At 73.8% G+C, this 22,583-nt stretch carries 29 protein-coding genes; 16 read left to right on the top strand and 13 right to left on the bottom strand.

Going from position 1 to position 22,583, the window contains the following annotated elements:
* Positions 1 to 151: 151 nt before the first annotated feature.
* The 9 genes from JOF41_RS29640 (at position 152) to JOF41_RS29600 (ending at position 6,639) form a co-directional block, all read left to right on the top strand.
* Positions 152 to 865 (top strand): TtfA family protein, encoded by a 714-nt coding sequence (locus tag JOF41_RS29640; protein ID WP_209623358.1) that lies wholly within the window; start codon positions 152 to 154, stop codon positions 863 to 865.
* A complete protein-coding gene (locus JOF41_RS29635) occupies positions 862 to 1,638 on the top strand; it encodes an SDR family NAD(P)-dependent oxidoreductase (protein ID WP_209623357.1) in 777 nt (258 codons plus the stop codon). The genes JOF41_RS29640 and JOF41_RS29635 overlap by 4 nt, the downstream gene beginning before the upstream one ends.
* 62 nt (positions 1,639 to 1,700) lie before the next feature.
* A complete protein-coding gene (gene pyrE / locus JOF41_RS29630; protein WP_189227064.1) occupies positions 1,701 to 2,255 on the top strand; it encodes an orotate phosphoribosyltransferase in 555 nt (184 codons plus the stop codon).
* Position 2,256: 1 nt separating this feature from the next.
* On the top strand, positions 2,257 to 2,946 hold the full coding sequence (locus JOF41_RS29625) for a hypothetical protein (protein ID WP_189226940.1): 690 nt from the start codon (positions 2,257 to 2,259) through the stop codon (positions 2,944 to 2,946).
* Between the two features lie 55 nt (positions 2,947 to 3,001).
* Positions 3,002 to 3,382, top strand: a complete 381-nt coding sequence (locus JOF41_RS29620; protein ID WP_189226941.1) for a DUF2784 domain-containing protein — start codon at positions 3,002 to 3,004, stop codon at positions 3,380 to 3,382.
* Positions 3,383 to 3,639: 257 nt separating this feature from the next.
* Positions 3,640 to 4,251, top strand: coding sequence for a hypothetical protein (locus JOF41_RS29615; protein ID WP_189226942.1), 612 nt, complete (start codon positions 3,640 to 3,642; stop codon positions 4,249 to 4,251).
* A 9-nt stretch (positions 4,252 to 4,260) separates the two neighbouring features.
* Positions 4,261 to 4,965 (top strand): TrmH family RNA methyltransferase, encoded by a 705-nt coding sequence (locus tag JOF41_RS29610; RefSeq protein ID WP_209623356.1) that lies wholly within the window; start codon positions 4,261 to 4,263, stop codon positions 4,963 to 4,965.
* Positions 4,966 to 4,990: 25 nt separating this feature from the next.
* Positions 4,991 to 6,079, top strand: a complete 1,089-nt coding sequence (locus tag JOF41_RS29605; RefSeq protein WP_209623355.1) for a glycoside hydrolase family 76 protein — start codon at positions 4,991 to 4,993, stop codon at positions 6,077 to 6,079.
* A 23-nt stretch (positions 6,080 to 6,102) separates the two neighbouring features.
* Positions 6,103 to 6,639, top strand: a complete 537-nt coding sequence (locus JOF41_RS29600; RefSeq protein WP_209623354.1) for a hypothetical protein — start codon at positions 6,103 to 6,105, stop codon at positions 6,637 to 6,639.
* A gap of 7 nt (positions 6,640 to 6,646) precedes the next feature.
* On the opposite strand, the gene JOF41_RS29595 is transcribed toward JOF41_RS29600, so the two are convergent.
* Positions 6,647 to 7,081 carry a RidA family protein gene (locus tag JOF41_RS29595; protein ID WP_189226946.1) on the bottom strand — a complete coding sequence of 145 codons (435 nt, stop codon included), beginning with the start codon at positions 7,079 to 7,081 and terminating at the stop codon, positions 6,647 to 6,649.
* Between the two features lie 105 nt (positions 7,082 to 7,186).
* Here JOF41_RS29595 and JOF41_RS29590 point away from each other — a divergent pair, with 105 nt between their 5' ends.
* Entirely contained in the window at positions 7,187 to 8,185 is a 999-nt protein-coding gene (locus JOF41_RS29590) for a GlxA family transcriptional regulator (RefSeq protein WP_209623352.1), read from the top strand.
* A gap of 3 nt (positions 8,186 to 8,188) precedes the next feature.
* Here the strand turns inward: JOF41_RS29590 and JOF41_RS29585 are convergent, their stop codons facing one another.
* Positions 8,189 to 9,187: a LacI family DNA-binding transcriptional regulator gene (locus JOF41_RS29585; RefSeq protein WP_209623350.1), complete on the bottom strand. Its 999-nt coding sequence runs from the start codon at positions 9,185 to 9,187 to the stop codon at positions 8,189 to 8,191.
* Positions 9,188 to 9,255: 68 nt separating this feature from the next.
* Here JOF41_RS29585 and JOF41_RS29580 point away from each other — a divergent pair, with 68 nt between their 5' ends.
* Positions 9,256 to 10,113, top strand: a complete 858-nt coding sequence (locus tag JOF41_RS29580; RefSeq protein ID WP_307867566.1) for a carbohydrate kinase family protein — start codon at positions 9,256 to 9,258, stop codon at positions 10,111 to 10,113.
* Positions 10,110 to 10,730, top strand: coding sequence for a nucleoside/nucleotide kinase family protein (locus JOF41_RS29575; RefSeq protein WP_189226949.1), 621 nt, complete (start codon positions 10,110 to 10,112; stop codon positions 10,728 to 10,730). The genes JOF41_RS29580 and JOF41_RS29575 overlap by 4 nt, the downstream gene beginning before the upstream one ends.
* Here the strand turns inward: JOF41_RS29575 and JOF41_RS29570 are convergent.
* On the bottom strand, positions 10,714 to 11,370 hold the full coding sequence (locus JOF41_RS29570) for a DedA family protein (protein WP_209624522.1): 657 nt from the start codon (positions 11,368 to 11,370) through the stop codon (positions 10,714 to 10,716). The genes JOF41_RS29575 and JOF41_RS29570 overlap by 17 nt on opposite strands.
* 154 nt (positions 11,371 to 11,524) lie before the next feature.
* Here JOF41_RS29570 and JOF41_RS29565 point away from each other — a divergent pair, with 154 nt between their 5' ends.
* Entirely contained in the window at positions 11,525 to 12,901 is a 1,377-nt protein-coding gene (locus tag JOF41_RS29565; protein ID WP_189226950.1) for an FAD-binding oxidoreductase, read from the top strand.
* Between the two features lie 44 nt (positions 12,902 to 12,945).
* Here the strand turns inward: JOF41_RS29565 and JOF41_RS29560 are convergent, their stop codons facing one another.
* Both JOF41_RS29560 and JOF41_RS29555 read right to left on the bottom strand, forming a co-directional pair.
* On the bottom strand, positions 12,946 to 13,620 hold the full coding sequence (locus tag JOF41_RS29560) for a response regulator (RefSeq protein WP_189226951.1): 675 nt from the start codon (positions 13,618 to 13,620) through the stop codon (positions 12,946 to 12,948).
* Positions 13,617 to 14,735 (bottom strand): sensor histidine kinase, encoded by a 1,119-nt coding sequence (locus JOF41_RS29555; protein ID WP_209623348.1) that lies wholly within the window; start codon positions 14,733 to 14,735, stop codon positions 13,617 to 13,619. The genes JOF41_RS29560 and JOF41_RS29555 overlap by 4 nt, the downstream gene beginning before the upstream one ends.
* A 188-nt stretch (positions 14,736 to 14,923) precedes the next feature.
* On the opposite strand from JOF41_RS29555, the gene JOF41_RS29550 reads away from it, so the two are divergent.
* Positions 14,924 to 15,280: a DUF6223 family protein gene (locus tag JOF41_RS29550; protein ID WP_209623347.1), complete on the top strand. Its 357-nt coding sequence runs from the start codon at positions 14,924 to 14,926 to the stop codon at positions 15,278 to 15,280.
* Here JOF41_RS29550 and JOF41_RS29545 read toward each other — a convergent pair.
* The 5 genes from JOF41_RS29545 to JOF41_RS29525 form a co-directional block, all read right to left on the bottom strand.
* The gene (locus JOF41_RS29545) at positions 15,270 to 16,022 is read right to left on the bottom strand and encodes a DedA family protein (protein WP_189226954.1); all 753 of its coding nucleotides are present in this window, start codon (positions 16,020 to 16,022) and stop codon (positions 15,270 to 15,272) included. The genes JOF41_RS29550 and JOF41_RS29545 overlap by 11 nt on opposite strands.
* 9 nt (positions 16,023 to 16,031) lie before the next feature.
* On the bottom strand, positions 16,032 to 16,316 hold the full coding sequence (locus JOF41_RS29540; protein ID WP_307867565.1) for a hypothetical protein: 285 nt from the start codon (positions 16,314 to 16,316) through the stop codon (positions 16,032 to 16,034).
* Between the two features lie 4 nt (positions 16,317 to 16,320).
* The gene (gene nagA, locus JOF41_RS29535) at positions 16,321 to 17,478 is read right to left on the bottom strand and encodes an N-acetylglucosamine-6-phosphate deacetylase (protein WP_209623340.1); all 1,158 of its coding nucleotides are present in this window, start codon (positions 17,476 to 17,478) and stop codon (positions 16,321 to 16,323) included.
* Positions 17,475 to 18,398 (bottom strand): ROK family protein, encoded by a 924-nt coding sequence (locus JOF41_RS29530; protein WP_307867564.1) that lies wholly within the window; start codon positions 18,396 to 18,398, stop codon positions 17,475 to 17,477. Before JOF41_RS29530 ends, nagA begins: the two co-directional genes overlap by 4 nt.
* Before the next feature lie 131 nt (positions 18,399 to 18,529).
* On the bottom strand, positions 18,530 to 19,108 hold the full coding sequence (locus tag JOF41_RS29525; RefSeq protein WP_189226956.1) for a SigE family RNA polymerase sigma factor: 579 nt from the start codon (positions 19,106 to 19,108) through the stop codon (positions 18,530 to 18,532).
* 62 nt (positions 19,109 to 19,170) lie between these two features.
* Here JOF41_RS29525 and JOF41_RS29520 point away from each other — a divergent pair, with 62 nt between their 5' ends.
* Positions 19,171 to 19,449, top strand: a complete 279-nt coding sequence (locus JOF41_RS29520) for a YciI family protein (RefSeq protein ID WP_189226957.1) — start codon at positions 19,171 to 19,173, stop codon at positions 19,447 to 19,449.
* A gap of 15 nt (positions 19,450 to 19,464) precedes the next feature.
* Here the strand turns inward: JOF41_RS29520 and JOF41_RS29515 are convergent, their stop codons facing one another.
* Positions 19,465 to 20,274: an SDR family oxidoreductase gene (locus tag JOF41_RS29515; RefSeq protein WP_209623338.1), complete on the bottom strand. Its 810-nt coding sequence runs from the start codon at positions 20,272 to 20,274 to the stop codon at positions 19,465 to 19,467.
* Between the two features lie 71 nt (positions 20,275 to 20,345).
* Complete coding sequence (locus tag JOF41_RS29510; protein ID WP_189226959.1) at positions 20,346 to 21,281, bottom strand: aldo/keto reductase; 936 nt, start codon at positions 21,279 to 21,281, stop codon at positions 20,346 to 20,348.
* Positions 21,282 to 21,391: 110 nt separating this feature from the next.
* Here JOF41_RS29510 and JOF41_RS29505 point away from each other — a divergent pair, with 110 nt between their 5' ends.
* Positions 21,392 to 22,207 (top strand): LLM class F420-dependent oxidoreductase, encoded by an 816-nt coding sequence (locus tag JOF41_RS29505; RefSeq protein ID WP_209623336.1) that lies wholly within the window; start codon positions 21,392 to 21,394, stop codon positions 22,205 to 22,207.
* A gap of 49 nt (positions 22,208 to 22,256) precedes the next feature.
* Here JOF41_RS29505 and JOF41_RS29500 read toward each other — a convergent pair whose 3' ends face one another.
* A complete protein-coding gene (locus tag JOF41_RS29500) occupies positions 22,257 to 22,541 on the bottom strand; it encodes a DUF427 domain-containing protein (RefSeq protein ID WP_209623334.1) in 285 nt (94 codons plus the stop codon).
* Between the last annotated feature and the right edge of the window lie 42 nt (positions 22,542 to 22,583).

Genomic DNA, 22,583 nt, shown 5'->3' with positions numbered 1-22,583 from the left:
GGCGTTCGCATCATCGCTGCCGGAACGGGTAGCTCATCGTCATGAGGATCATCTTCGACACGAGCTTCCGAGGTAACGGCTTGGGCTGTTCGCGCGAACCGCGAGTGCCGTGATCTTCGTTCTGGCCGCCGAGGCCGCTACCCTCGCACCCGTGGGCATACCGGCGTGGGTCTGGTTCACCGTGGCGGCGGTGGCGGGAGTGGCGGGCTTCGCCCTGCTCGCGACCGACCGGGCGCAGCGAACCGCGCGGAACCGCGAGCGGCGCAGGTGGGCGGCGCTGCGCGGGTGGCAGTTCGAGGAGACCGACCACGTGCTGCCCACCCGCTGGGAGAGCGGCGCGATCGCCTACTACGGCACCGGCGTGGCCAAGGACGTGGTGGCGGGCTCGACCTTCACCGCCGACGGCCGCCGCCAGGTCTACGTGCTCGACCACGAGAACGGCGGCAAGGTCACCTCGGTGCTGGTGGCCGTGCGGTGCAGGCGCCCGCTGCCGGTGGTGGTCGAGCTGTGGCTGTCCACCGTGCCGTTCCAGCGCCACCAGATGCCCGACCTGCTCGGCCCGGTCGGCTCGCGCTACGCCTTCGTCGGCGAGCTGCCCGCCGCCCGCAAGCTGATCACCCCGGACCTGGTCGACGCCGCCGAGGAGATCGGCGCGGACGTCACCGTGGTGTGGCTGGAGAACGACTGGGTGCTGGCCGCCGCGCCGCCCGGCGCGAGCCCGGCCCGGCTGGAGCGGCTGCTGCGCGACCTGGGCGAGCTGGCCGACGTGGTCGACCCGTTCGAGGCCGACCCTGAGCTGGAGGCGTCCGGGACCGACGGCGGCGGCGCCGAGGTCTACCGCCCGCAGTTCGGGCGCAAGTCGTGACCCCGCCGACCGCGCTGGTCACCGGCGCCACCGCGGGCCTGGGCGCGGCGTTCGCCCGCAGGCTGGCCGCCGAGGGGCACGACCTGGTGCTGGTGGCCCGCGATGAGGCCCGGCTCAACACCATGGCCACCGCCCTGGGCTCCCGGCACGGCGTGGCGGTCGAGGTGCTGCCCGCCGACCTGTCCTCGGCGGCCGAGCGCGCCAAGGTCGAGGCGCTGCTGGCCGAGCGGCCGGTGGACCTGCTGGTCAACAACGCGGGCTTCGCCAACTCCGGCGAGTTCGCCGAGCTCGACCCGGACCGGCTGCAGGCCCAGCTGGACGTGAACGTGACCAGCGTGCTGCGGCTGACCCGCGCCGCGCTGCCCGGCATGGTGGCGCGCGGTTCCGGCGCGGTGGTCAACGTCTCCAGCGTCGCGGGCTTCCTGCCCGGTCGCGGCTCGACCTACAGCGCCGACAAGGCGTGGGTCACCGCGTTCTCCGAGGGCATGGCCGCCGCCGTGGCGGGCACCGGGGTGCGCGTGCTGGCGCTGTGCCCCGGCTACGTGCGCACCGAGTTCCACCAGCGCGCGGGCATCGACATGAGCGGCACGCCGGGCTACGCCTGGCTGGACGCCGACCGGGTGGTCCACGACTGCCTGGCCGACCTGCGCGCGGGCAAGCAGCTGTCGGTGCCCAGCGCCCTCTACAAGGCCATCGTCGTGGTGTCCCGGCTGCTGCCGCGCGGCCTGCTCCGGTACGCCGCCTCGCGGGCGGGCGGTCGCGGCCGCACCTGAACCGCGTGCCGGGGTGGTGCGGCGGCGCGGGTGTGACAGTCTTGGCAGCCGTGCGAACTGAAGTGGTTCTGGACGCCGGTGCCAAGTCCGAACTGGCCCGGTTGGTGAGCGAGCTGGCCGTGGTGCACGGCAAGGTGACGTTGTCCTCCGGGGCCGAGGCCGACTACTACATCGACCTGCGCAGGGCGACCCTGCACCACGCCGCCGCGCCCCTGATCGGCAAGCTGCTGCGGCAGCTCACCGCCGACTGGGACTACGTCGCGGCGGGCGGGCTGACCCTGGGCGCGGACCCGGTGGCGTGCGCCATGATGCACGCCGCCGCCGCGTCCGGGGAGGTGCTCGACGCGTTCGTGGTGCGCAAGGCCGCCAAGCAGCACGGGATGCAGCGGCGCATCGAGGGCATCGAGGTCGCGGGCCAGCGCGTGCTGGCCGTGGAGGACACCTCCACCACCGGCGGCAGCGTGCTGACCGCGGTCGAGGCGCTGCGCGAGGCGGGCGCCGAGGTGGTCGGCGTGGCCACCGTGGTCGACCGCGACACCGGCGCCCGCGAGGCCATCGAGGCGCAGGGCCTGCCCTACCGGTACCTGCTCGACCTCGCCGACCTCGGCCTGGCCTGACGTGACCGCCCTCGTCCTGCTCATCGTGATCGTGGCGATCCTCGGGACCGGGGTCGCCGTGGGGTTGGCGCGGCGCAAGCGCAACCCGTTCACCGACCAGCGGTTCGTGAACCAGTGGGAACAGCGGATGCGCGCCCTGGAGGCGTCCCTGGGCTGGCGGTTCGTCGCCGAGGACCAGGGCTTCCAGGAGCGCGTGCCGCAGATCGGCCGGATGCTGGAAGCCGACCGCAGCCGGGTCAAGTTCCAGCTGGTCGGGCAGTGGCGCGGCGTGCCCGTGCTCGCCGTGGAGGTGGTGCTGCGCACCGACAACGTGGTCTCGCACGAGTACCGGACGTACTCGGTGGTGGTGGTGCCGCGCCCGATGCCGGGGCCGTGGGTGCTGATCAGCCCGCGCGACGACAGCGTGTGGGGGCTGTTCGAGCAGTTCGTCACCACCGGCGACCCGGCCTTCGACAGCCGGTACGAGGTGCGCCGCAAGAACCCGGCGTTCGCCACCGCGCTGCTGTCGTCCGGGTTGGCCCAGGCCCTGCTGCACGACCCGCGCGCGGTGGGCGTGGCGCTGGCCTTCGACGAGCACAACCTCGCCGTGGCCGTGCCGGGACCGCTGCTGCAGGCGCCCCTGGGCCACATGGCCGACCTGGTGCTCGACGTAGCGTCACGGGTGCCCTGGCAGGCTCTGCCACGTGGCTGAATAATCGGGTGCCCGACGGGGAAACCGGCCTACTGTGGGGGTAGGGAGGTCGGGGATGGTCGCGCGCGCGTTCGCCGAGCTGGTGATGGTGCTCCACTTCGCGGTGCTGCTCTTCCTCGTGGTCGGGGGGTTCCTGGCGTGGCGGTGGCCCAAGGTCATCTGGGCGCACGCGGCGATGGCGGCGTGGGCGGTGCTGGTGGTGGTGTTCCCGCTGGCCTGCCCGCTGACCGCGGTCGAGGACTTCTTCCGGGTGCGGGCCGGGCAGGAGGAGCTGGCAGGCGGGTTCATCGACACCTACGTCGACGGGGTGCTGTACCCGGAGTCGGCGGCGCGCGCCGTGCAGCTGGTGGTGGCGCTGCTGGTGCTGGTCTCGTGGACCGGCTACTACCTGCGCCGCCGGGCCGGGCACGCGGCTTCCGCGGCGGCGTGCCGCTGAGTTCGACTGCGTCCGATCAGGGGACAAACTCACCGGATCGAGAAAGTGACCTCCACCCTGTACGCGGGGCGTCGGAGGAGGTCGGGGTGAGCGGAATCCGCTTGCGGCAGCACGCGAACCCCCTGGCGGGGCTCCGCAGTCCTCTCCGGAGGTGGCGCGCCGCCCTTCCGCCGTCCCTGGCCATGCGGCGCGAACGGGTTTGGCACGCGGATCTGTACTCCCGACTCCTCGCCCAGTACTGCGACATCCTCGTAGCGGTGCACGGTCAGCGGTGGCATGTCGAGCGCTGGTCGCAGAGGGTGCACATCGGCGGCAACGGTGACGTGTGCAAGAGGATGGTCTTCACCGTCGTGGCGGACAGCGACCGCCTGGACTTCGTCAGCTTCTTCGAGCGGGTGGACTGGGACTGGCCGCTGAAGTGGCGGAACCGGGTGAGCGTGGAGGTGCGCACCTCCACGAACGGCGGATCAGGCGGTGTGCGGCTGGACACCACCCACCAGTGGACCGAGCGCCTGGTCAAGACGTTCGTCCACTTCGACCGGGCCATGCGGCGCGGCGAGAAGATCACTCTCACGGCTGAGGTGTGCTGGCCCGCCATGTGCCTGCCCTTCGTGCGGGGCCGCGGCCCCGACGTCTTCCTGGTGTCCTTCACCGATGTGACGTCCCTGGTCGAGCACGTGGTGGTGCTGCCGAAGGGGTGGCAGGTGAACTACGAGGAACTGGGGCTCACGGAAGGCGAGGACAGCTACGCGATCGCCACGTCCTTGAACCGTGATGGTCGGGTGGAAGCCGCGCTGACCGCCCGTGACGTGCCGGGGCACCGCAAGATCGGCCTCAAGTTGGACCGGCGCCCGGTCGCCGCTGGGTAGGCTCGCCGCGTGAGCGGGCATGTGGTCCTGGAGGGCTTCCACGTCGTGAAGCACGCGCTCCGGTTCGGGGCGACGATCCACCGCGTGCTCGTGCTCGACCTGGCGGCCACCCTGGCCCTGGCCGCCAGCCACGCCCCCGACCTGCTCGACGAGTTCACCGCCCGAGCCGAGGTGGTCACCCCGGCCGAGTTCAGCGCCGTGGTGGGGCGGACCCACCCGACGGGCGTGGCCGCGCTCGCCGACCGCTCCGCCGAGCGCGCCCCGGTGACCACCTCCGGCCGCCCGGCCCCGCTGGTCCTTCTGGACAACCCGAAGAACCTGGGAAATCTCGGCGCCGTGATCCGCGTGGCCGCCGGGCTCGGCGCGAGCGGGGTGGTGTCGCTGGGCGACGTGGACCCCTGGCACCCCAACGTCCTGCGCGGCAGCGCGGGCCTGCACTTCGCCCTGCCGGTGGGCAGGCTCGCGGACCTGGACGGGCTGGCGGGCCCGGTCCTGGCGTTCGACGCGGGCGGCGAGGACCTGCGGGACGCGGTGATCCCCGACGACGCGGTGCTCGCCTTCGGCTCGGAGCGGCACGGCCTGTCCGACGCCGTGCGGGCCGTGGCCGACCGCGTGCTCTCGATCCCCATGCGGGACAAGGTCTCCAGCTACAACCTGACCACCAGCGCGGCCATGGCCCTGTACCACTGGGACCTGCGCCGCCGGGATTCTTGACCGGTCAAGAAGGCACCCTGTACCCGTGACGCGCGCCAAGATCCTCGCCGCCCGCGCCGGTGCCGCCGAACGCGCGGTGCGCTCCCGCCACCTGCGCGGCGTCTGGGGCCTGCCCGGCACCGCGCTGGGCGCGGCCCGCTGGCCGGTGGACTGGCGGGGCCGGGTGCACCTGCGGTTCGGCTACTGGTGGCAGGCGCACCTGCTCGACTGCCTGGTGGACGCCCAGCTGCGCGCGCCCGACGAGGGCAGGCAGCGGCTGCTGCGCCGGTTGGTGCGGGGCATCCGGGTCCGGAACCTGACCGGCTGGACCAACGAGTACTACGACGACATGGCGTGGCTGGGCTTGGCGCTGCACCGCGCCGCCGGGGTGGGGGTGGGGCGGCCCGCCGCGGTGGCCACCATCGCCGACCGGCTGCGCGGCGCGTGGACCGACGACGCGGGCGGCGGCATCTGGTGGAAGCGGCACGACGACTTCAAGAACGTGCCCGCCAACGGCCCCGCCGCCATCCTGCTCGCCCGGCTCGCGGCGCACGGGGGCGACGCGGCCGACCTCGACCGCGCCCGGTCCACTGTGGACTGGATCGAGGAGCACCTGCTCGACCCGGACACCGGGTTGCTGTGGGACGGCCTGCACGTGGGGCCGGACGGTTCGATCCGCGAGGTGGAGAAGAACCTCTACACCTACTGCCAGGGCGTGGTCCTGGGCGCGTGCGTGGAGATCGCCCGGGCCGGTGGCGGGGCGGTGTGGTCGGACCGGGCCGCGCGGATCATCACCGCGGTGGACGCGCACCTGGCCGTGGACGGGGTGCTGCGCGGCCACGGCGGCGGTGACGGCGGGCTGTTCAGCGGCATCCTGGCCCGCTACCTCGCGCAGGCCGCGCTGCGCCTGGACCGGCCGGAGGCGGCGCGGGCGGCGGAGCTGGTGCTCTCCTCCGCGCACGCGGCGTGGGCGAACCGGACCGCCGTGGTGGCCGGGCCGCTGTTCGGCCCGGACTGGGCCGAGCCCGCCGCGCGACCGGACGCGACCGCCCCGGAGGGCGACCTGTCCGTCCAGCTGGGCGCGTGGATGGCCCTGGAGGCCGCGGCGCTGCTGGAGCGCGGTCCGGCCCGCTGACCCCCGTGCGGCAGGATTCCCCGGTGCCGTACCACACCATCACCCCGCAGGACCTCGTCGACGGGCTCGTGCGCTGGGTCCGCGCCGAGCACCCGGTGATCTCCGTCGTCTCGACGCGGACCGGCGGCTGGCAGGGCTGGGCCGCCGCCCAGTTCACCTACTGGCTGGGCGCGTCGCTCGGCGACCCCGCCGACCTCGACGTCGAGTCCGGCGTCACCGCCACCGCGGTGGGCGGCACCGCCGTGTTCGACAACCCGGCGCGGACCGCCGACCTGGTGTTCAACGCGCTCAGCGCGCCCGCCGACGGGGTGCCGCCGGTCATCGTCGCCGCGCTGCGCTGCCAGCGGGTGAGGCAGACCCAGAGCCGCTTCCGCGCCTGCCTCACCCAGGACCTGACCAAGCTCGGCGGCATCAGCGACGAGCTGCGCCGCCGCTACCGCGACCGGGGCGTGGTCGGCCTGTCGCTGGGCGTCTGCTTCGCCACCACGCCCGCGCCCGAGGGCCACCACGTCGTGGCGGCGGGCGACGAGCTGGCGGTGCAGTGGCGGTCCACCCCGTGACCGGGGGTCAGACCCGTGCGGTGAACTTCACCTCGACCAGCTGCTCGGGGAAGGCCAGCCGGGTGGTGCCGAGCATCGTGCTGGCCACCAGCGGGTCCGGTCGGCCGTAGGCCTCCTTGCGGACCGGCCCGGCCACGGCGAACAGGGCGTCGCAGTCGAGGGTGTAGATGACCTCCTCGACGACGTCGTCCAGCGACGCGCCGAAGCGCTCCAGCAGCTTCGCCGCGTTGGCGTAGGTCTGCCGCAGCTGCGCGCCCATGTTGCCGAAGTCGGTGACCGTCCCGTCGCTGTCGACCGGGGCGGGCGCGACCAGTTCCTCGCCGTCGTGCGACAGCTGACCGGAGAGGTAGATGGTGTCACCGTGCTTGACCGCCTGGACGTAGCCGTACTCGTCCTCCCACGAAACCCCGTGCTTCTCGCTGCGCCGCTCCACCTTGCTCATTTCGCTCCGCTCACTACAACATGTCCGTTGACCTGGAAAAACGGTATTGACGCGGGGTGCGGAGCACCAGCGGGTGCGGTGCCAACAACGGAAAGGATCGTGCCAGTGCAGTCGGGCAGAGTGGCCGCCGTCCTCGCGGTGCCGGGGACCATCGCGCTGGACTTCGGCATCCTCGTGTACCTGCTCAACGCCCACCCCGGTTACGAGGTGCTGGTGTGCGGGGACCGGGGTTCGGCCGACGCGGCGGCGTTGGTGGACATCCGGCCGACGCACTCCCTCGCCGAGGCGGACCGCGCGGACGTCGTCCTGGTCCCGAGCTACGAGGACCCGCGCCTGCCCCTCCCGGAGGAGTACCTGGAGGTGCTGCGCCGCGCGGACCAGCGGGGCGCCCGGATCGTCGCCGCCTGCACGGCCGCGTTCGCGCTCGCCGCCGCCGGGGTGCTGGACGGCAGGACGGCGACGACGCACTGGCGCTACACCGACCGGCTGCGGCTGGAGCACCCGAGGGTGGACGTGGTGGAGAACCGGCTGTTCGTCGAGGACGGGCCGGTGCTGACCTCCGCCGGGGCGGGTGGGCTGATCGACGCCTGCCTGCACGTGATCCGCTCCGACTTCGGCGCGACGGCCGCCGACGAGGTGGCGAAGGAGGTGGTGTCCCTGCCGCGCGGCGCGGCCGAGCCGCAGTACGTCGACCTGCCCACCCCGCCCCGGACCAGCCTGCGCGCGACCCGCGAGTGGGTGGTGGACAACCTCGCGTCGCCGATCACGGTGCAGCGGATGGCGGACCGCAGCCTGCTGCCGCGCCGCACCTTCATCCGCCACTTCGAGCGCGAGACGGGCATGTCGCCGATGCACTGGGTCGTCTCGCAGCGGGTCCTCAGCGCGCGCAGGCTCCTGGAGAGCTCCGACTGGTCGGTCGAGCGGATCGCGGGCGCGACCGGCTTCGGCACCGCGGCGAACTTCCGCGCCACCTTCCGCCGGGCGGTGGGCACGACCCCCACCGCCTACCGCAAGTCCCACGCCCGCCTCCCCGAACCGAGCGCCCGGACACCGCGAACCGAGCGTTCGCGCACCGCGGGTCGAGCGTTCGGGAAAGCCGGGTAGTGGTTAACGGCGCTCTGGGGGGTGGCTGGTAGTACTTGCAGGCGTGGGGTGGCAGCCGCAGGAGTGGCGGTGCTTGAGCTCGGGGGCCAGCCGGATGGTCTCCGGGGGACGCTCGGGGTCGGCGATCCGGGACAGCAGCAGGCGCACGGCGGTGCGCCCGATCTCCTCCACCGGCTGGGACATGGTGGTCAGCGGCGGGTCGACCAGGTCCGCCCACTCCACCTCGCCGTAGGTCACCAGCGCCAGGTCGGCGCCGATCCGCACGCCGCGCGCGCGGGCCTGGTGCAGCACGTCGATGAGCACCTGGTGGTCGCTGACCACGACCCCGGTGATCGACCCGAGCATCGGCTCCAGCGAGGTGCCCACCAGCGACTCGTCCCACTTCAGGCCAGCCCGGCCGAGGCCGAGCCGGTAGCCGAGCACCCGCTCGTCCGTGGTCGCCAGCCCCGGTGTGCCGGTGACCAGGCCGATCCGCCGGTGCCCCAGCTCCGCCAGGTGCGTCACCAGCGCCGAGGTGGCCTGCACGTTCTCCGGGCCCACCTGGTCGATGTCCTGGCCCAGGGTCAACCGGTCCACCAGCGCGGTCGGGATGCCCAGCCGCCGCAGCTCCGGCAGGGCCGCGCTGCCCGAGGTCGGCGTCAGCAGCACCCCGTCCACCCGCCGCGAGCGCAGCATCCGCACCGCGGCCTGCTCGGAGTCGGCGCTGTCCCGCGTGTCGATCAGCACCAGCGTGTACCCGGCCGAGGTGGCCTCGTTCTCGATCGCGGCGATCAGCTCGGCGAAGTAGGGGTGCGAGACCAGCGACACGGCCAGGCCCAGCGACTTGGTGCCCCCGGTCACCAGGGAGCGCGCGATGGCGTCACCGGTGTAGCCGGTCTCCTCGATGGCCTTGAGCACCCGCTCCTTGGTGCTCTCGGCGACGGGGCGGGTCTCGTTGAGCACGTGTGAGACGGTGGTGATGGAGACCCCGGCGAGACCGGCTACCTCTCGCATGGTGACCATTGGGCTCGTCCCCGTTCCGGACTGCGCAAGCGATTGCGTCGGACACTACCCGCTGGGAGGCGCCGACCGTGGCAGCCGTGCTCTGTGTCGGCCTGACGACCGTCGACGTCGTCCAGCAGGTGATCGAGTTCCCCGTTCCGGGGCAGAAGATGCAATCGCTGGACGCGCACCTGGCGCCGGGCGGTCCGGCGGCCACCGCGGCGACCGCCGTGGCCGCGCTCGGGCACCGCGCGGCGCTGCTGACCGCCGTTGGCGGTGACCCGTTCGGGGTGCTGGCGGGGCGGGGGCTGGCCGAGCGCGGGGTCGAGGTGCACGACGTGGCCCCGCCCGACCACGGGCCCGCGCTGAGCATGGTCGTGGTGCGCGAGCGGGACGGGGAGCGCACGGTGGTCTCCCGCAACGCCGCGGCGTTCACGCCCCCACCGGTGGACGTGGCGCCGCTGGTGGCGGCGGCCGAGGTGGTCCTGCTCGACGGCCACCTCGGGCCGACGGCGGTGGCCGCCGCGCGCGCCGCGCGGGAGCGAGGTGTGCCCGTGGTGCTCGACGCGGGCAGCTGGAAACCCGTGCTGGACGAGCTGCTGCCGCTGGTGGACGTGGCCGCCTGCTCGGCGTCCTTCGAGCTGTCCGAGGAGGAGGTGCACGCCCGCGGCGTGCCGCTGGTCGTCCGCACGCACGGCGCGGACCCGGTCACCTGGTCCACCCCGACCGGGACCGGCTCGCGCGAGGTGGCCCCGGTGCCGGTGCGCGACACCAACGGCGCGGGCGACGTGTGGCACGGCGCGCTGGCCGTGGCGGTGGCCCGCGGCGACCTGGTGCGAAACGGGGTGGCGGACGCGGTTGACTGGGCGAACAGGGTCGCGGCCGTGCGGGTGCGCAACACCGCGGGGACGTGGGTGGAAGAGTTGGCGCGGTGGGCGGACGGATGAGCTTCGAGGAACTGGTGGACCGGGCGCGGGCGCTGGCGGGCCGGGGCGAGCGCGTGCTGCTGGGCATCGCGGGCGCGCCGGGGTCGGGCAAGTCGACGCTGGCGCGGCGGCTGGTCGACGCGCTGGGCGCGGACGCCGCGCTGGTCGGCATGGACGGCTTCCACCTCGCGCAGCGCGAGCTGGAGCGGTTGGGCCGCGCCGAGCGCAAGGGCGCGCCGGACACCTTCGACGTCGAGGGCTACCTGCACCTGCTGATCAGGCTGAAGACCACCGGGCAGGAGGTGGTCTACGCGCCGGAGTTCCGCCGCGAGATCGAGGAGCCGGTCGCCTGCGCGGTGCCGGTGGACCCGGCCGTGCCGCTGGTGGTGACCGAGGGCAACTACCTGCTCGTGCCCGAGGGCCCGTGGGCGCGGGTGCGCCCGCTGCTGGACGAGGCGTGGTTCCTGCTGCCCGACGAGCGGGTGCGGCTGGACCGGCTGGTCGAGCGGCACATGCGCTACGGGCGGTCCGCCGAGCAGGCCAGGCACCGGGCCGCGCACGGCCCCGACGCGGCCAACGCCGCGCTGGTCAACGCCGCCCAGGCCGTCCCCGACCTGGTCATCACCGACCTGGCGTGACGTCCGCGACCTCGTCGGCGGTCTCGTCGACCGGCTTGTGCATCTCCTGCCGGTACCGGTACAGCCCGTAGAGGGTGCCGACCACGAAGAACGCGATGCTCCCGACCACGGCCGCGGTCTGCAGCCACGGCACGGCCGTGAGCAGGCCCGCGGCGTAGTAGCCCGCGAGCACCAGCGTCGGCACCCACGCGAGCGCGCCGATGGCCGTGGCCAGCATGAACCGCCTCGGGTCCATCCCGGCCGCGCCCGCGATCATCGGCGCGAGCGTGCGCACCCACGGGATCCAGCGCGCCAGCACGATCGCCCAGAAGCCGCGGCGGTCGAGGAACTCGCGCGCCCGTTCGAGGTTCTCCTTGTTGAGCACCCGGCCGCCGCGTCTGGCCAGCAGCCGCGTGCCGGTGGACCGGCCGATGTAGTAGCCGATCTGGTTGCCGACGACGGCGACCACCATCGCCGCGCCGGACAGCAGCCACGCGCTCAGCTCGCCGTCGTGCTGCGCGAGCACCACACCGGCCGCGAACAGCAGCGAATCACCTGGGAGGAAGAGTCCGAAGATGAAGGCGCACTCGAAGAAGACGAAGCTGAGCGTGATCAACCAGACGGCTACCGGCCCAGCGTCTTCGAACGAGATGAACCCCATGGCTCCGGACGCAGCGGACAACACCACACAGGCAGAGTACGTGGGGAAGCGAGGTCGACAGGGCGACTCCGGGGCAACACCTCCCCGAAACCGCGGTGTCGGTGCGGAGAGCGAGCGACCGGTGACCTCTTGTCACCCCGGTTAGCGTGGGGACATGGAGTCCCTGCTCGCCGAACTCCGCACGGCCGTCGGGGCCGCCGCCGTGCTGACCGACACCGACGTCACGGCCGCCTACCGGCGGGACATGATGCCCCTGGCCCCTCACGGCACGCCGCTGGCCGTGGTGCTGCCCGGCAGCACCGAGCAGGTCCAGGCCGTGGTGCGGGCGTGCGCGGCGGCGCGGGTGCCGATCGTGCCGCGCGGCGCGGGCAGCGGGCTGTCCGGCGCGGCCAACGCCGTGGACGGCTGTGTGGTCCTGGTCACCACCAAGATGAACGCCATCGTGGAGGTCGACCCGGACAACCGGCTGGCCGTGGTCGAGCCCGGTGTGGTCAACCTCGACCTGCGCGCCGCGGTGGAGAAGCACGGGCTGTTCTACCCGCCCGACCCGTCCAGCTACGACTGGTGCACCATCGGCGGCAACCTGTCCACCAACGCGGGCGGGCTGTGCTGCGTGAAGTACGGCGTGACCACCGACTCCGTGCTCGGCCTCGAGGTGGTGCTGGCCGACGGCGAACTGCTGCGCACCGGCCGCCGCACGGTCAAGGGCGTCGCGGGCTACGACTTGACCAAGCTGTTCGTCGGCAGCGAGGGCACCCTGGGCGTGATCACCAGGGCCACCCTGGCGCTGCGCCCCCTGCCGCAGGCCCCGGCCACGCTGGTGGCCGCGTTCGGCACCACCGGCGCGGCGGGCGCGGCGGTCAGCCGGGTGGTGCGCGAGGGCGTGGTTCCGTCGCTGATGGAGATCATGGACCGCACCGCCATCGCGGCGGTCGAGCGGTACCTCAAGACCGACCTGGCGGCGGGCGCGGCGCTGCTGCTGTGCCAGTCCGACGCGGGCGGCGAGGCGGGGCGGCGCGAGCTGACCGCGATCGAGCAGGTCTGCCGGGACGCCGGGGCCGAGCTGGTCTACGCCACCGAGGACCTGGCCGAGGGCCGCGACCTGCTGGCCGCCCGGCGCGCGGTGCTGCCCGCGCTGGAGCTGTACGGAGCCTGGTTGACCGACGACGTGTGCGTGCCGCGCACCAAGATCGCCGAGCTGATCACCGGCTGCGAGCGGATCAGCGCCGAAGCCCGCCTGCGCCTGGCCGTGGTCGGCCACGCGGGCGACGGCAACATGCACCCCACCGTCGTCTACGACGCCACCTCGGCCGACGAGTTCACCCGCGCCCGCTGGGCGTTCGACCGGATCCTGGAGCTGGGGCTGGAGCTGGGCGGCACGATCACCGGCGAGCACGGCGTCGGCCGGATCAAGCGCGAGTGGCTGGCCCGCGAGATCGGACCGGTGGGCCTGCGGGTCCACCGCGCGATCAAGCAGGCCCTGGACCCGGACAACCTGTTCAACCCCGGCTCCATGTTCACCCCCGCCTGACACCGGCAAGTACTACCCGCCCCACCATGCCGGGCCGCCAACTACTACCCGGCGGGGTCCGCGCCGCGCGGGGTCACCAGGCCGGACTCGTAGGCCAGCACCACGAGCTGGGCCCGGTCGCGGGCGCGCAGCTTGGTCATGGCCCGGTTGACGTGGGTCTTCGCGGTCAGCGGGCTGATCACCATGCGCGCGGCGACCTCGTCGTTGGACAGGCCGCGCGCGACCAGGGCGACGGCCTCGCGCTCGCGGTGGGTCAGCTCCGCCAGCTCGGCGCGGCGGCCGGTGTCCAGCGGCTGCGCGACGAACCGGTCGATCAGCCTGCGGGTGATCGACGGCGCCAGCAGCGCGTCACCGCGCGCGGCGACGCGCACGGCGTGCAGGAAGTCCTCCGGCTCGACGTCCTTGACCAGGAAACCCGCCGCGCCCGCGCGCAGCGCGTGGAAGACGTGCTCGTCCAGGCCGTAGTTGGTCAGGACGACCACGTGCACCGCGGCCAGCGCCGGGTCCGCCGCGATCCGCCGGGTCGCCTCGATGCCGTCGACCAGCGGCATCCGGATGTCGACGAGCGCGATGTCGGGCAGGTGCCGCCGGGCCAGCTCCAGGCCCTCGGCGCCGTTCGCGGCCTCGGCCACCACCTCGATGTCGTCCTCGGCGTCGAGGAGCGCGCGGAACCCGCTGCGGATCAGCGGCTGGTCGTCGACCAGCAGGACGCGGATCACGGCGTCCGGCCCACGGGGAGCTCGGCCTGGACGGTGAAGCCGCCCCCGCCGCGCGGTTCCGCCCGCAGCCGCCCGCCGAGGGCGGTGACCCGCTCGCGCATCCCGAGCAGCCCGACACCGGGCACCGGCGGGCTGTCCGGCGTGGCCCGGCCGTCGTCGTCGACCCGCACGACCAGCGCGTCGGGCCGGTGGTCGATCCGGATCGACGCGCTGGTGGCGGCGGCGTGCCGGGCGATGTTGGTCAACGACTCCTGGACGATCCGGTAGGCGGTCCGGCCCACCGCGGCGGGCACGTCGTCCGGCCGTCCCCCGATGGTCAGCTCCGCGTCCAGGCCGGTGGCCCTGACCCGGCGCACCAGCTCCGGGAGCTGGTCGAGCCCGTGCGACGGGTCCTCGTCGCCCTCGCGCAGCGCCCCCAGGGTGGCCCGCAGCTCCCTGGTCGCCTCGCGGCCCGCCGCCAGGATCGCCAGCAGCGCCTCCGGCACCCGCTCGCCCCGCTTGCGGGCCAGGTGCACGGCGACCTCGGCCTGCACCTTGATCACCGAGATCTGGTGGGTGAGCGAGTCGTGCAGCTCCCGCGCGATGCGCAGCCGCTCCTCCTGGGCACGCCGCCGCGCGGTCTCCTCGCGGGTGCGCTCGGCCTCGTCGGCACGGCGCTCGGCCTGCCGCAGCGCTTCGCCCGCCGCACCGGCGGCGACCAGCCACGCCACCTGCAGGACGTCCCTGGACTGGGTGAACGCCTCGCCCAGGGGCCAGTGGTGGGGCGAGGCCAGCAGCGCCAGCGGAAGGGCGGCCACCATGACCACCGAACCCACCACCGCGACCAGGCGGTGGCCCGCCCGCACCGCGGCGTACACCGCGAACAGGTACGCGACGACGGGCACGTCGAACCCGGCGGCCTGGTACCCCCACCCGCACAGCCCGGTCACCACCAGCACGGCGACCGGGGCCCGGCGGCGCGCGACCAGCGCCAGGCCGCCCGCCGCCAGCAGCACGTGCCCCCACGGGGCGGGCCAGGGCGTGGGGTGCTGCCCGGACAGCCCCGCGATCAGCAGGGCCGCCGCCACGCCGACGGCGATCCCCCAGTCCGCGACAGCGCCCCGACCCCCGCTCATGCGTGCACCCTAGCCAGGCGGTCGGTCGGGCGAATCCCACGCGAAGAGCACTGATCGACTACCGCGAACGCGGTAGCCCCGGATTTCCGCACCGTGCGCGGCAGTGCGGATTGACCGCGTCCGCACGACGACCGGCGGTGGGGCGGGCGGACAGGATCGGCGACATCGACTCCTGGAAGGGGAACCCCATGTCCGCTCACCACCTGCTGGCGGAACCGATCACCGCCGACGTCCAGACCCTGACCGCCGGGCGCGTCTGGTCCTTCGCGGCACTGCTGCTCGCGGTGGCGGGCGTGGTGATCGGGGGCTCCGCGCTGGCCCGCCCCGCCGGTCGGGCGGGCAGGGGGCGGGCGGCCCTCGCGGCGGGGCTGGTCAGCGCGGTCGTCGGCGGGCTCGTGGTGGCCGCCGCCGAGGGCGGTCCGGGCACCGGCTACGGCATCGTCGGTGGCTTCGCGGCACTGGCGGCGGGGCTGGTCGCCGCGGTCCTCGGCGGCCTGGTGCTGGCCCGATCCCGCCGCGCGGACCGGCCGGGGGCTAGTCGGTGACGCGCCGGATGACCTGGGTGGCCTCGGAGTCGTCGGAGATCTGCTCGAACTGCTGGGTGATGTCGTCGGCCTCCTGCTGCAGCAGCGTCTTGCGCTCCCGGCGGGCCTTGATGACCTCGATGATGATCGGCACCACGGAGATGAGCACGATCAGGAGCAGCATCATCTCGATGTTGTCCCGGACGAACTGGATCTGGCCGAGGAAGTAGCCCAGCACGGTCAGGCCCGCGGCCCAGGCGACGCCGCCGATCAGGGAGTACGTGAAGTACTTGCGCGGGTCCATCCGGCCCACGCCCGCCATCGCGGTGATGAACGTGCGCACGATCGGCACGAAGCGGGCCATCACGATGGCGCGCGCGCCGTACTTGTCGAAGAACTCCTCCGTCTTGTCGACGTACTCCTTCTTGAAGATCTTCGAGTCCGGCTTGGCGAACAGCGCCGGTCCGGCGCGGTGCCCGATCCAGTAGCCGACCACGTTGCCCAGCAGGGCGCAGGCGGTCAGCAGCAGGCAGACCAGCCACAGCGGGTAGTCCATGACCCCGCTGGCGACGAACAGCCCCGCGGTGAACAGCAGCGAGTCACCGGGCAGGAAGAACCCGACCAGCAGACCGCACTCCGCGAAGACGATGAAGCAGAGCCCGAACAGCATGTAGGGCCCCAGGCCCTGCAGCAGGTTGACGGGGTCCAGCCAGTCAGGGCCGAGGGCGAGGGTGGAGGCGAGCGCGACCGTCACGCGGCCCACGGTACAGGCTCAACGCAGCGTGATGACCGCGACGACCGTCCCCGAGGCCAGCCCCAGCAGAAGGGCCAGCAGCAGCACCCAGACAGCCCCTATGCGTGGTTCGTCCGGTTTCGGAGCGTGGTCGCCGGGAGCGGCGGGGGCGTCCGCGCCGAGGTCGGGCGCGAGATCGGGTGCGGAGTCGGACGCGGAGCCGGGCACCGGGTCGGGCCTGGGCACGCTGGTGCTGGTGGCCTGCGCGCGGAGGGCGTCGGCCACCAGCCGCTCCTGCTCGTCGGGCAGCCGGTCGGTTGACACCCGGTCAGTCTTTCACCCAGGACCCCTTGCTCATGACCTCTTGGGGACGCAGGTCGGCGTCGAGCACCACGAGGTCGGCGGCCAGGCCCGCGCGCAGCTCGCCGGTCCGGTCGGCCAGCCCCAGCAGCCGCGCGGGCCGGGTCGCCGTGGCGCGCACCGCCTCGACCACGTCCAGCCCGCACGCCACGACCGCGTTGCGGAACGCGGCGTCCATGGTCAGCGTGCTGCCCGCCAGCGCCGCGCCGCCCGCCAGCGTCGGCACGCCGTCGACCACGCGCACCTCCAGCCCGCCCACGTCGTACACGCCGTCACCCGCGCCCGCCGCCGCGATCGCGTCGGTGACCAGCACGGTCCGCTCCGCGCCCGCGTGCCGGGCGGCCAGCCGCACCGTGGTCGGGTGCAGGTGGACCAGGTCGCAGATCAGCTCCACGGTGACCCGGTCGTCGTCGAGCAGCGCGCCGATCGGGCCGGGCTCGCGGTGGTGCAGCGGGCGCATCCCGTTGAACAGGTGGGTGGCCACGCTCGCGCCCGCGTCGACGGCCGGGCGGATCTGGGCCGCGGTGGCGTCGGTGTGGCCGATCGCGGCCAGCACGCCGTTGTCCACCAGCCGCGCGATCGCGTCGACGGAGTGCTCCAGCTCGGGCGCGACGGTCACCATCCGCACGGTCCCGCGACCGGCCTTGAGCAGGGCGTCCACCGCGGAGCGCTCGGGCGGGCGGAGGATGGCCGGGTCGTGCGCGCCGCAGCGGGCCGCGGACAGGAACGGGCCCTCCAGGTGGATGCCCGCGACCACGCCGTCCTCGACCAGCTCGGCCAGCGCGGAGACCTGGTCGGCCAGCTCCGGCACCGGGCGGGAGACCAGGCTGGCCAGCATCGTGGTGGTGCCGTGCTGGAGGTGCGCCGCCGCGGCCTTGCGCACCCGTTCCGGGTCCGCGCTGGTGAACGCCTCACCGCCGCCCCCGTGGCAGTGGATGTCCACGAAGCCGGGCACCACCCAGCCGCCGCCGACGTCGGTGGTCGGCCCCTCCGGCGGGGAGTCGCGCCCCACCGCCGTGATGCGGCCGTCGCGCACCGCCACCCAGCCCCGGTCGAGCACCCCCTCGGGCGTGACCACCCGACCACCGGTCAGCGTCACGTCCACGGGTCCGCCCCACGTGCTCATCTCTCCTCCAGCGTGTCGATGGCCAGCAGCGCCGCGCCGAGGCACCCGGCCTCGTCGCCCAGCGCCGCCAGCCGCAGCTCCGGTCGCCGCTGGAACGTGATCAGCTCGTCCAGGCGGGTGCGCAGCGGGTCGGTCAGCAGCGGTCCGGCCATGGCCAGGCCGCCGCCCAGCACCACCGCCTCGGGCCCCAGCAGTGCCGCCACCTGCAGGATGCCCCGTGCCAGCGCGTCCACCGCCTCGTGCCACACGGTCAGCGCGTCCGGATCACCCGCCCGCACCAGCGCGGCCACCTCGGCGGCTCCCCGGACCTCGTGCCCGGCGCGGGCGGCGTAGCGGCGGGCGATGGCGGCGGAGGAGGCGCGGGCCTCGACGCAGCCGCGCTGGCCGCAGCCGCAGGGCTCGCCGTGGCCGACGTCGACGTGCCCGATCTCGCCGGGGGCGTCGAGCACGCGGCCGTCGTGGACCAGCGCGGCGGCGATGCCGGTGCCGATGGGCATGATCACCGCGCTGCGCAGGCCGCGGGCCGCGCCCGCGCGCAGCTCGGCCAGGCCGCCCGCGCGCACGTCGTGGCCGAAGGCGGTCGGCAGGCCGGTGCGCTCGGCGAGCCGCCGGGCGAACGGGTAGTCCCGCCAGCCCAGGTTGGCGGAGTAGACGCCGGTGCCGCCCGCCTCGTCGACGATGCCGGGCACCACCACGCCGAGCGCGGCGGCCTCGCGGCCGGTGGCGGCGCGCAGCTCGTCGGCGAGGGCGGCGACCTGCTCGACCACGGCTCCGGCGGTCGCGTCGCCGTCCTCGTGGCGCGCGGTGGGGCGGCGGCGCCGCTCGACCGCGCGCACCCCGTCGGGGGTGCCCGCGACCAGGGCGGCCTTGGTGTCGGTGCCGCCGACGTCGACGGCGATCACGTGCTCGGTACGCGCCACGGGGACCGATAGTGCGTCATGGCACCGCTATTGGTCTATACCAAACCACGGAATGGGACGCCCACCTCGTCCCACCCGCGCCCGCGAGCACCACCCGGCCCCCGCCGGTCACCACCCGGCGGGAACGCGGGTCAGCGCGAGGCCATGATCTTCTGCAGTGCGTCCAGCGCCCGGCTCGCCGTGGACTTGACCGTGCCCTTGGAGATGCCGGTGGCCTCGGAGATCTCCGCCTCCGACAGGTCGCCGTAGTAGCGCAGCACCAGCACCTCGCGCTGCCTGGGCGGCAGCTGCGACAGCGCCGCGACCACGGCCTGGTGCTCCGCGGTCAGCATGGCCAGGCTCTCCGCCGAGCGGGCGTTGGCCACGTGCGGCGGGGTGTAGTCGCGGGCGGTCTTGCGCCTGCGCAGGACGCTGCGCGAGCCGTTGACCACGGCGGTGCGCAGGTAGCCCACGGCCGCCTGGGCGTCGCGCAGGTTGGACCAGTTGCGGTGCAGACCGGTGAACGCCTCCTGCACCACGTCCTCGGCCGTGGCGGGCTCGTCGACCAGCAGCAGCGCCAGGCGGATCAGCCGCATCCGGTGCTGCCGGTACAGGTCTTCCAATGTCAGCGGGCCTGTGTGGGCGGGAGCCACCCCATCCCGGATGCGCAGGTTCGTCAGGGTGTCCTGCACGCGTACGACGCCGCCGCTGTTCTGATCCGGACCGACCACGGGAGTGACGTTACCCCGTCAGGGGGTAGCTTCGGCGGCTGTACGGCGACATGGAGGTTCAGATGGCCCGCTTCGCGGTGGAGTTGGTGTATGGGGACGACGAGCAGGCGCGGCTCGCGGTGCGGCCCGCGCACCGCGAGTACCTGGCCTCGCTGACCGAGCGCGGGGTGCTGCTGGCGGCGGGTCCGTGGGCGGACGGCACCGGCGCGCTGCTGGTCTACGAGGTCGCCGACGAGGCCGAGCTGCGGAAGGTGATCGACGCCGACCCGTACACGCCCGCCGCCGTGATCGCCGAGACCCGCGTGCACGAGTGGCAGGCGCTGCTGGGCACCTGGGTCTGACTCCGCCCGCCCGCCTCAGGCTCCGCCCGCCGTTTCCCGGTCGGCGGCGGCGACGGCCTTGGGCGCCTGGCGGGCGACCACCACGGGGGTGAGCGCGCGGAAGAGCTTGAGCGCGCCCACCCAGCCCGGCACGTGGACGGCCTTCTTGCGCCCGGCGATGCCCTTGACCACGGCCTTGCCCACGGCGGACACCGGGTGCTTGCGGCCCGCCGGTCCGGGCAGCCCCCGCCGCAGCGGGCCGAACACCGGGTGCCGGTCGACGCTGTCGACCATGTCCGTGGCGATCCACGAGAAGTAGGCGACGCCGACGTCCACGCCCAGGTGGCGCACCTCGGCGCGCAGGCTGTGGGCGAACGCCTCGCAGCCCGCCTTGGCCGCGGAGTAGGCCGCGTTGCCGGGGATCTGCACGATCGCCGCCAGCGACGAGACGACCAGGCAGTAGCCGCGACTGGCGATCAGGTGCGGCAGGCAGGCGCGCACGGTCCGCCACACGCCCAGCAGGTTCACCTCGACCACCCGCTCGAACGCGGCCGGGTCCACCGAGCGGACGAACCCCGTGGTGGCGATGCCCGCGTTGGCCACCACCACGTCGATGCGGCCGAAGTGCTCGACCGCCCCGTCCACCGCGGCGCGCAGCTGCGCCCAGTCGGTGACGTCGGCTTCCCACGCCTTGCCGCCGCACTGGGCGGCGACCTCGGCCAGCTGGGCGCCCTCCAGGCCGACCAGCGCCACCCGCGCGCCCATGGCGGAGAGCTGGCGGGCCACTTCCGCGCCGATGCCCCTGGCCGCGCCGGTGATCAGCACGACCTTGTCCGCGACGTCCACGGTGACCTCCTCGAACGGGTTCGCGAGGAGGTCACCGTAACTCGACCTACCGACAGTAAGCTACTGGCGGGTTAAACTTCGCTGGCCTTGCCGAGCAGCTCCAGCTCGGCCGCCTCCAAGCGCAGCTCCAGCGCGGGCAGCAGGTCGGCCAGCTGCTCGGGGGTGCGCGCGCTGGCGATCGGCGCGGCCACCGTCGGCTGGTCGGCCAGCCACGCCAGCGCCACCGCCGCCGGGGCGACGCCGCGCGCCTCGGCGACCTCGTCCAGCGCCTCCAGCACGGCCAGGCCGCGCTCGTCCAGGTACTGCGAGGCGCTGGCGGCGCGCACGCTGTCCACCTCGACGCCCGGCCGGTACTTGCCGGTCAGGAAGCCCTTGGCCAGTCCCCAGTACGGCACCGCCGACAGGCCCGCGTCGGCCACCGCGGCGGACAGCTCGCCCTCGTAGGCCGCGCGCTCCATGAGGTTGTACTCCGGCTGGAGCGCGACGAACTTGACCAGTCCCTCGCGCTCGGACGCGGCCAGCGCCTCCTGCAAGCGCGCCGCCGAGTAGTTCGACGCGGCCACGTGGCGCACCTTGCCCGCGCGCACCAGGGCGTCGAAGGCCGCCATGGTCTCCTCGACCGGGGTGCTCGGGTCGTCCTTGTGGGCGTAGTACAGGTCGATGTGGTCCACGCCGAGCCTGCGCAGCGACGCCTCGGCGGCGGTCTGGATCGTCTTGGCCTTGAGGTTGTCCAGGCCGGTCAGCATGCCGACCTTGGTCGCGACGACCACGTCGTCGCGCCGTCCGCGCTTGGCCAGCCAGCGGCCGATCACGGTCTCCGACTCGCCGCCGGAGTGGCCGGGGGCCCAGGCGGAGTAGACGTCGGCGGTGTCCACGAAGTTGCCGCCCGCCGCGGTGTAGGCGTCGAGCACGGCGAAGGACTGCTCTTCACTGGCGTTCCAGCCGAAGACGTTGCCGCCCAGGCTGAGTCGCGAGACATCGAGATCGCTGGTTCCCAACTTCGTCATAAATCGAACGTAGTACCACTCGGGTGAACCGCGCCGGATGGACCGACGAGGACTAAAACCCCCGTGGGAGAAGTTGTCCCGGAGAACTAGCTGATTCGTAAGGAGTCGAAATGACGGTGGAGCTGGGCAGGTTCGGCGTGTGGACCATGGCGGGGAGCTGGCCGACCGGGGCGGAGGCCGCCGAGCTGGAGTCGCTGGGGTTCGGCGCGCTGTGGCTGGGCGGCTCGCCCGACGGCAGCGTGCTGGGCACCGTCGAAGCCCTGCTCGGCGCGACCGAGCGGATCACCGTGGCCACCGGCATCCTCAACGTCTGGTCCACGCCCGCCCAGGAGGTCAACGAGCGCTACCGCGACCTGGCCTGGACCGACCGGTTCCTGGTCGGCATCGGCGCGGGCCACCGCGAGATCGTCGGCGAGGTCTACCAGAGCCCGTACCAGAAGCTGGTGCACTACCTCGACGAGCTGGACGTGCCCAGGGACCGGCTGGCGCTGGCCGCGCTCGGGCCCAGGGTGCTCCAGCTGGCCGCCGCGCGCACCAGCGTCGCGCACCCGTACCTGGTCACCCCCGAGCACACCGCGCTGGCGCGGGAGACCGTGGGCGCGGGCGTGCTGCTGGCCCCCGAGCAGCACGTGGTGCTGGAGAGCTCGCCGGGCGAGGCCCGCGCGCTGGCCAGGCAGGCCCTGGAGTTCTACCTGGGGCTGACCAACTACACCAACAACTGGCTGCGCAGCGGGTTCACCGAGGACGACCTGGCCGATGGCGGGAGCGACCGGCTGGTGGACGCCCTGGTCGCCTGGGGGACCCCTGAACGGGTGGCTTCTCGGCTGCGCGAGCACCACGACGCGGGCGCGGACCACGTGGCCGTCCAGGTGATCGGGCCGGACCGCGAGCGCGCCTACCGGGAGCTGGCCGCGGCGCTGGCCTGAGCGGGGCGGGGCGTCGCCCACGACGGCCGTGGGCGACGCCCCCACCCGGTCAGGCGCTGACCTCCACGCCCTTCCAGAAAGCTATGCGCCCCTTGATGTTCGAGGCCGCTTCCTTGGGCTCCGCGTAGTACCACGCGGCGTCGGTGTTCTCCTCGCCGTTGACGTGCAGGGAGTAGTAGTTCGCGGTGCCCTTCCACGGGCACACCGACGTGGTGTCGGAGGGCCGCAAGTACTGGGACCTCACCGATTCGAGTGGGAAGTAGTGGTTCCCCTCGACGATCTCCGTCTCGTCGCTCTCGGCGATGATCTCGCCGTTCCATCGTGCGATCGCCATGACCCCACTATGCCGGTGATCAAGTTCCGGTGCCGGGGTTGG

Source organism: Saccharothrix coeruleofusca (assembly GCF_017876325.1).
In the GTDB taxonomy this organism is placed as follows: Bacteria; Actinomycetota; Actinomycetes; order Mycobacteriales; family Pseudonocardiaceae; genus Actinosynnema; species Actinosynnema coeruleofuscum.
The sequence above is the reverse complement of the archived record's forward strand: the minus strand, read 5'-3'. Positions and strand labels throughout refer to the sequence as shown.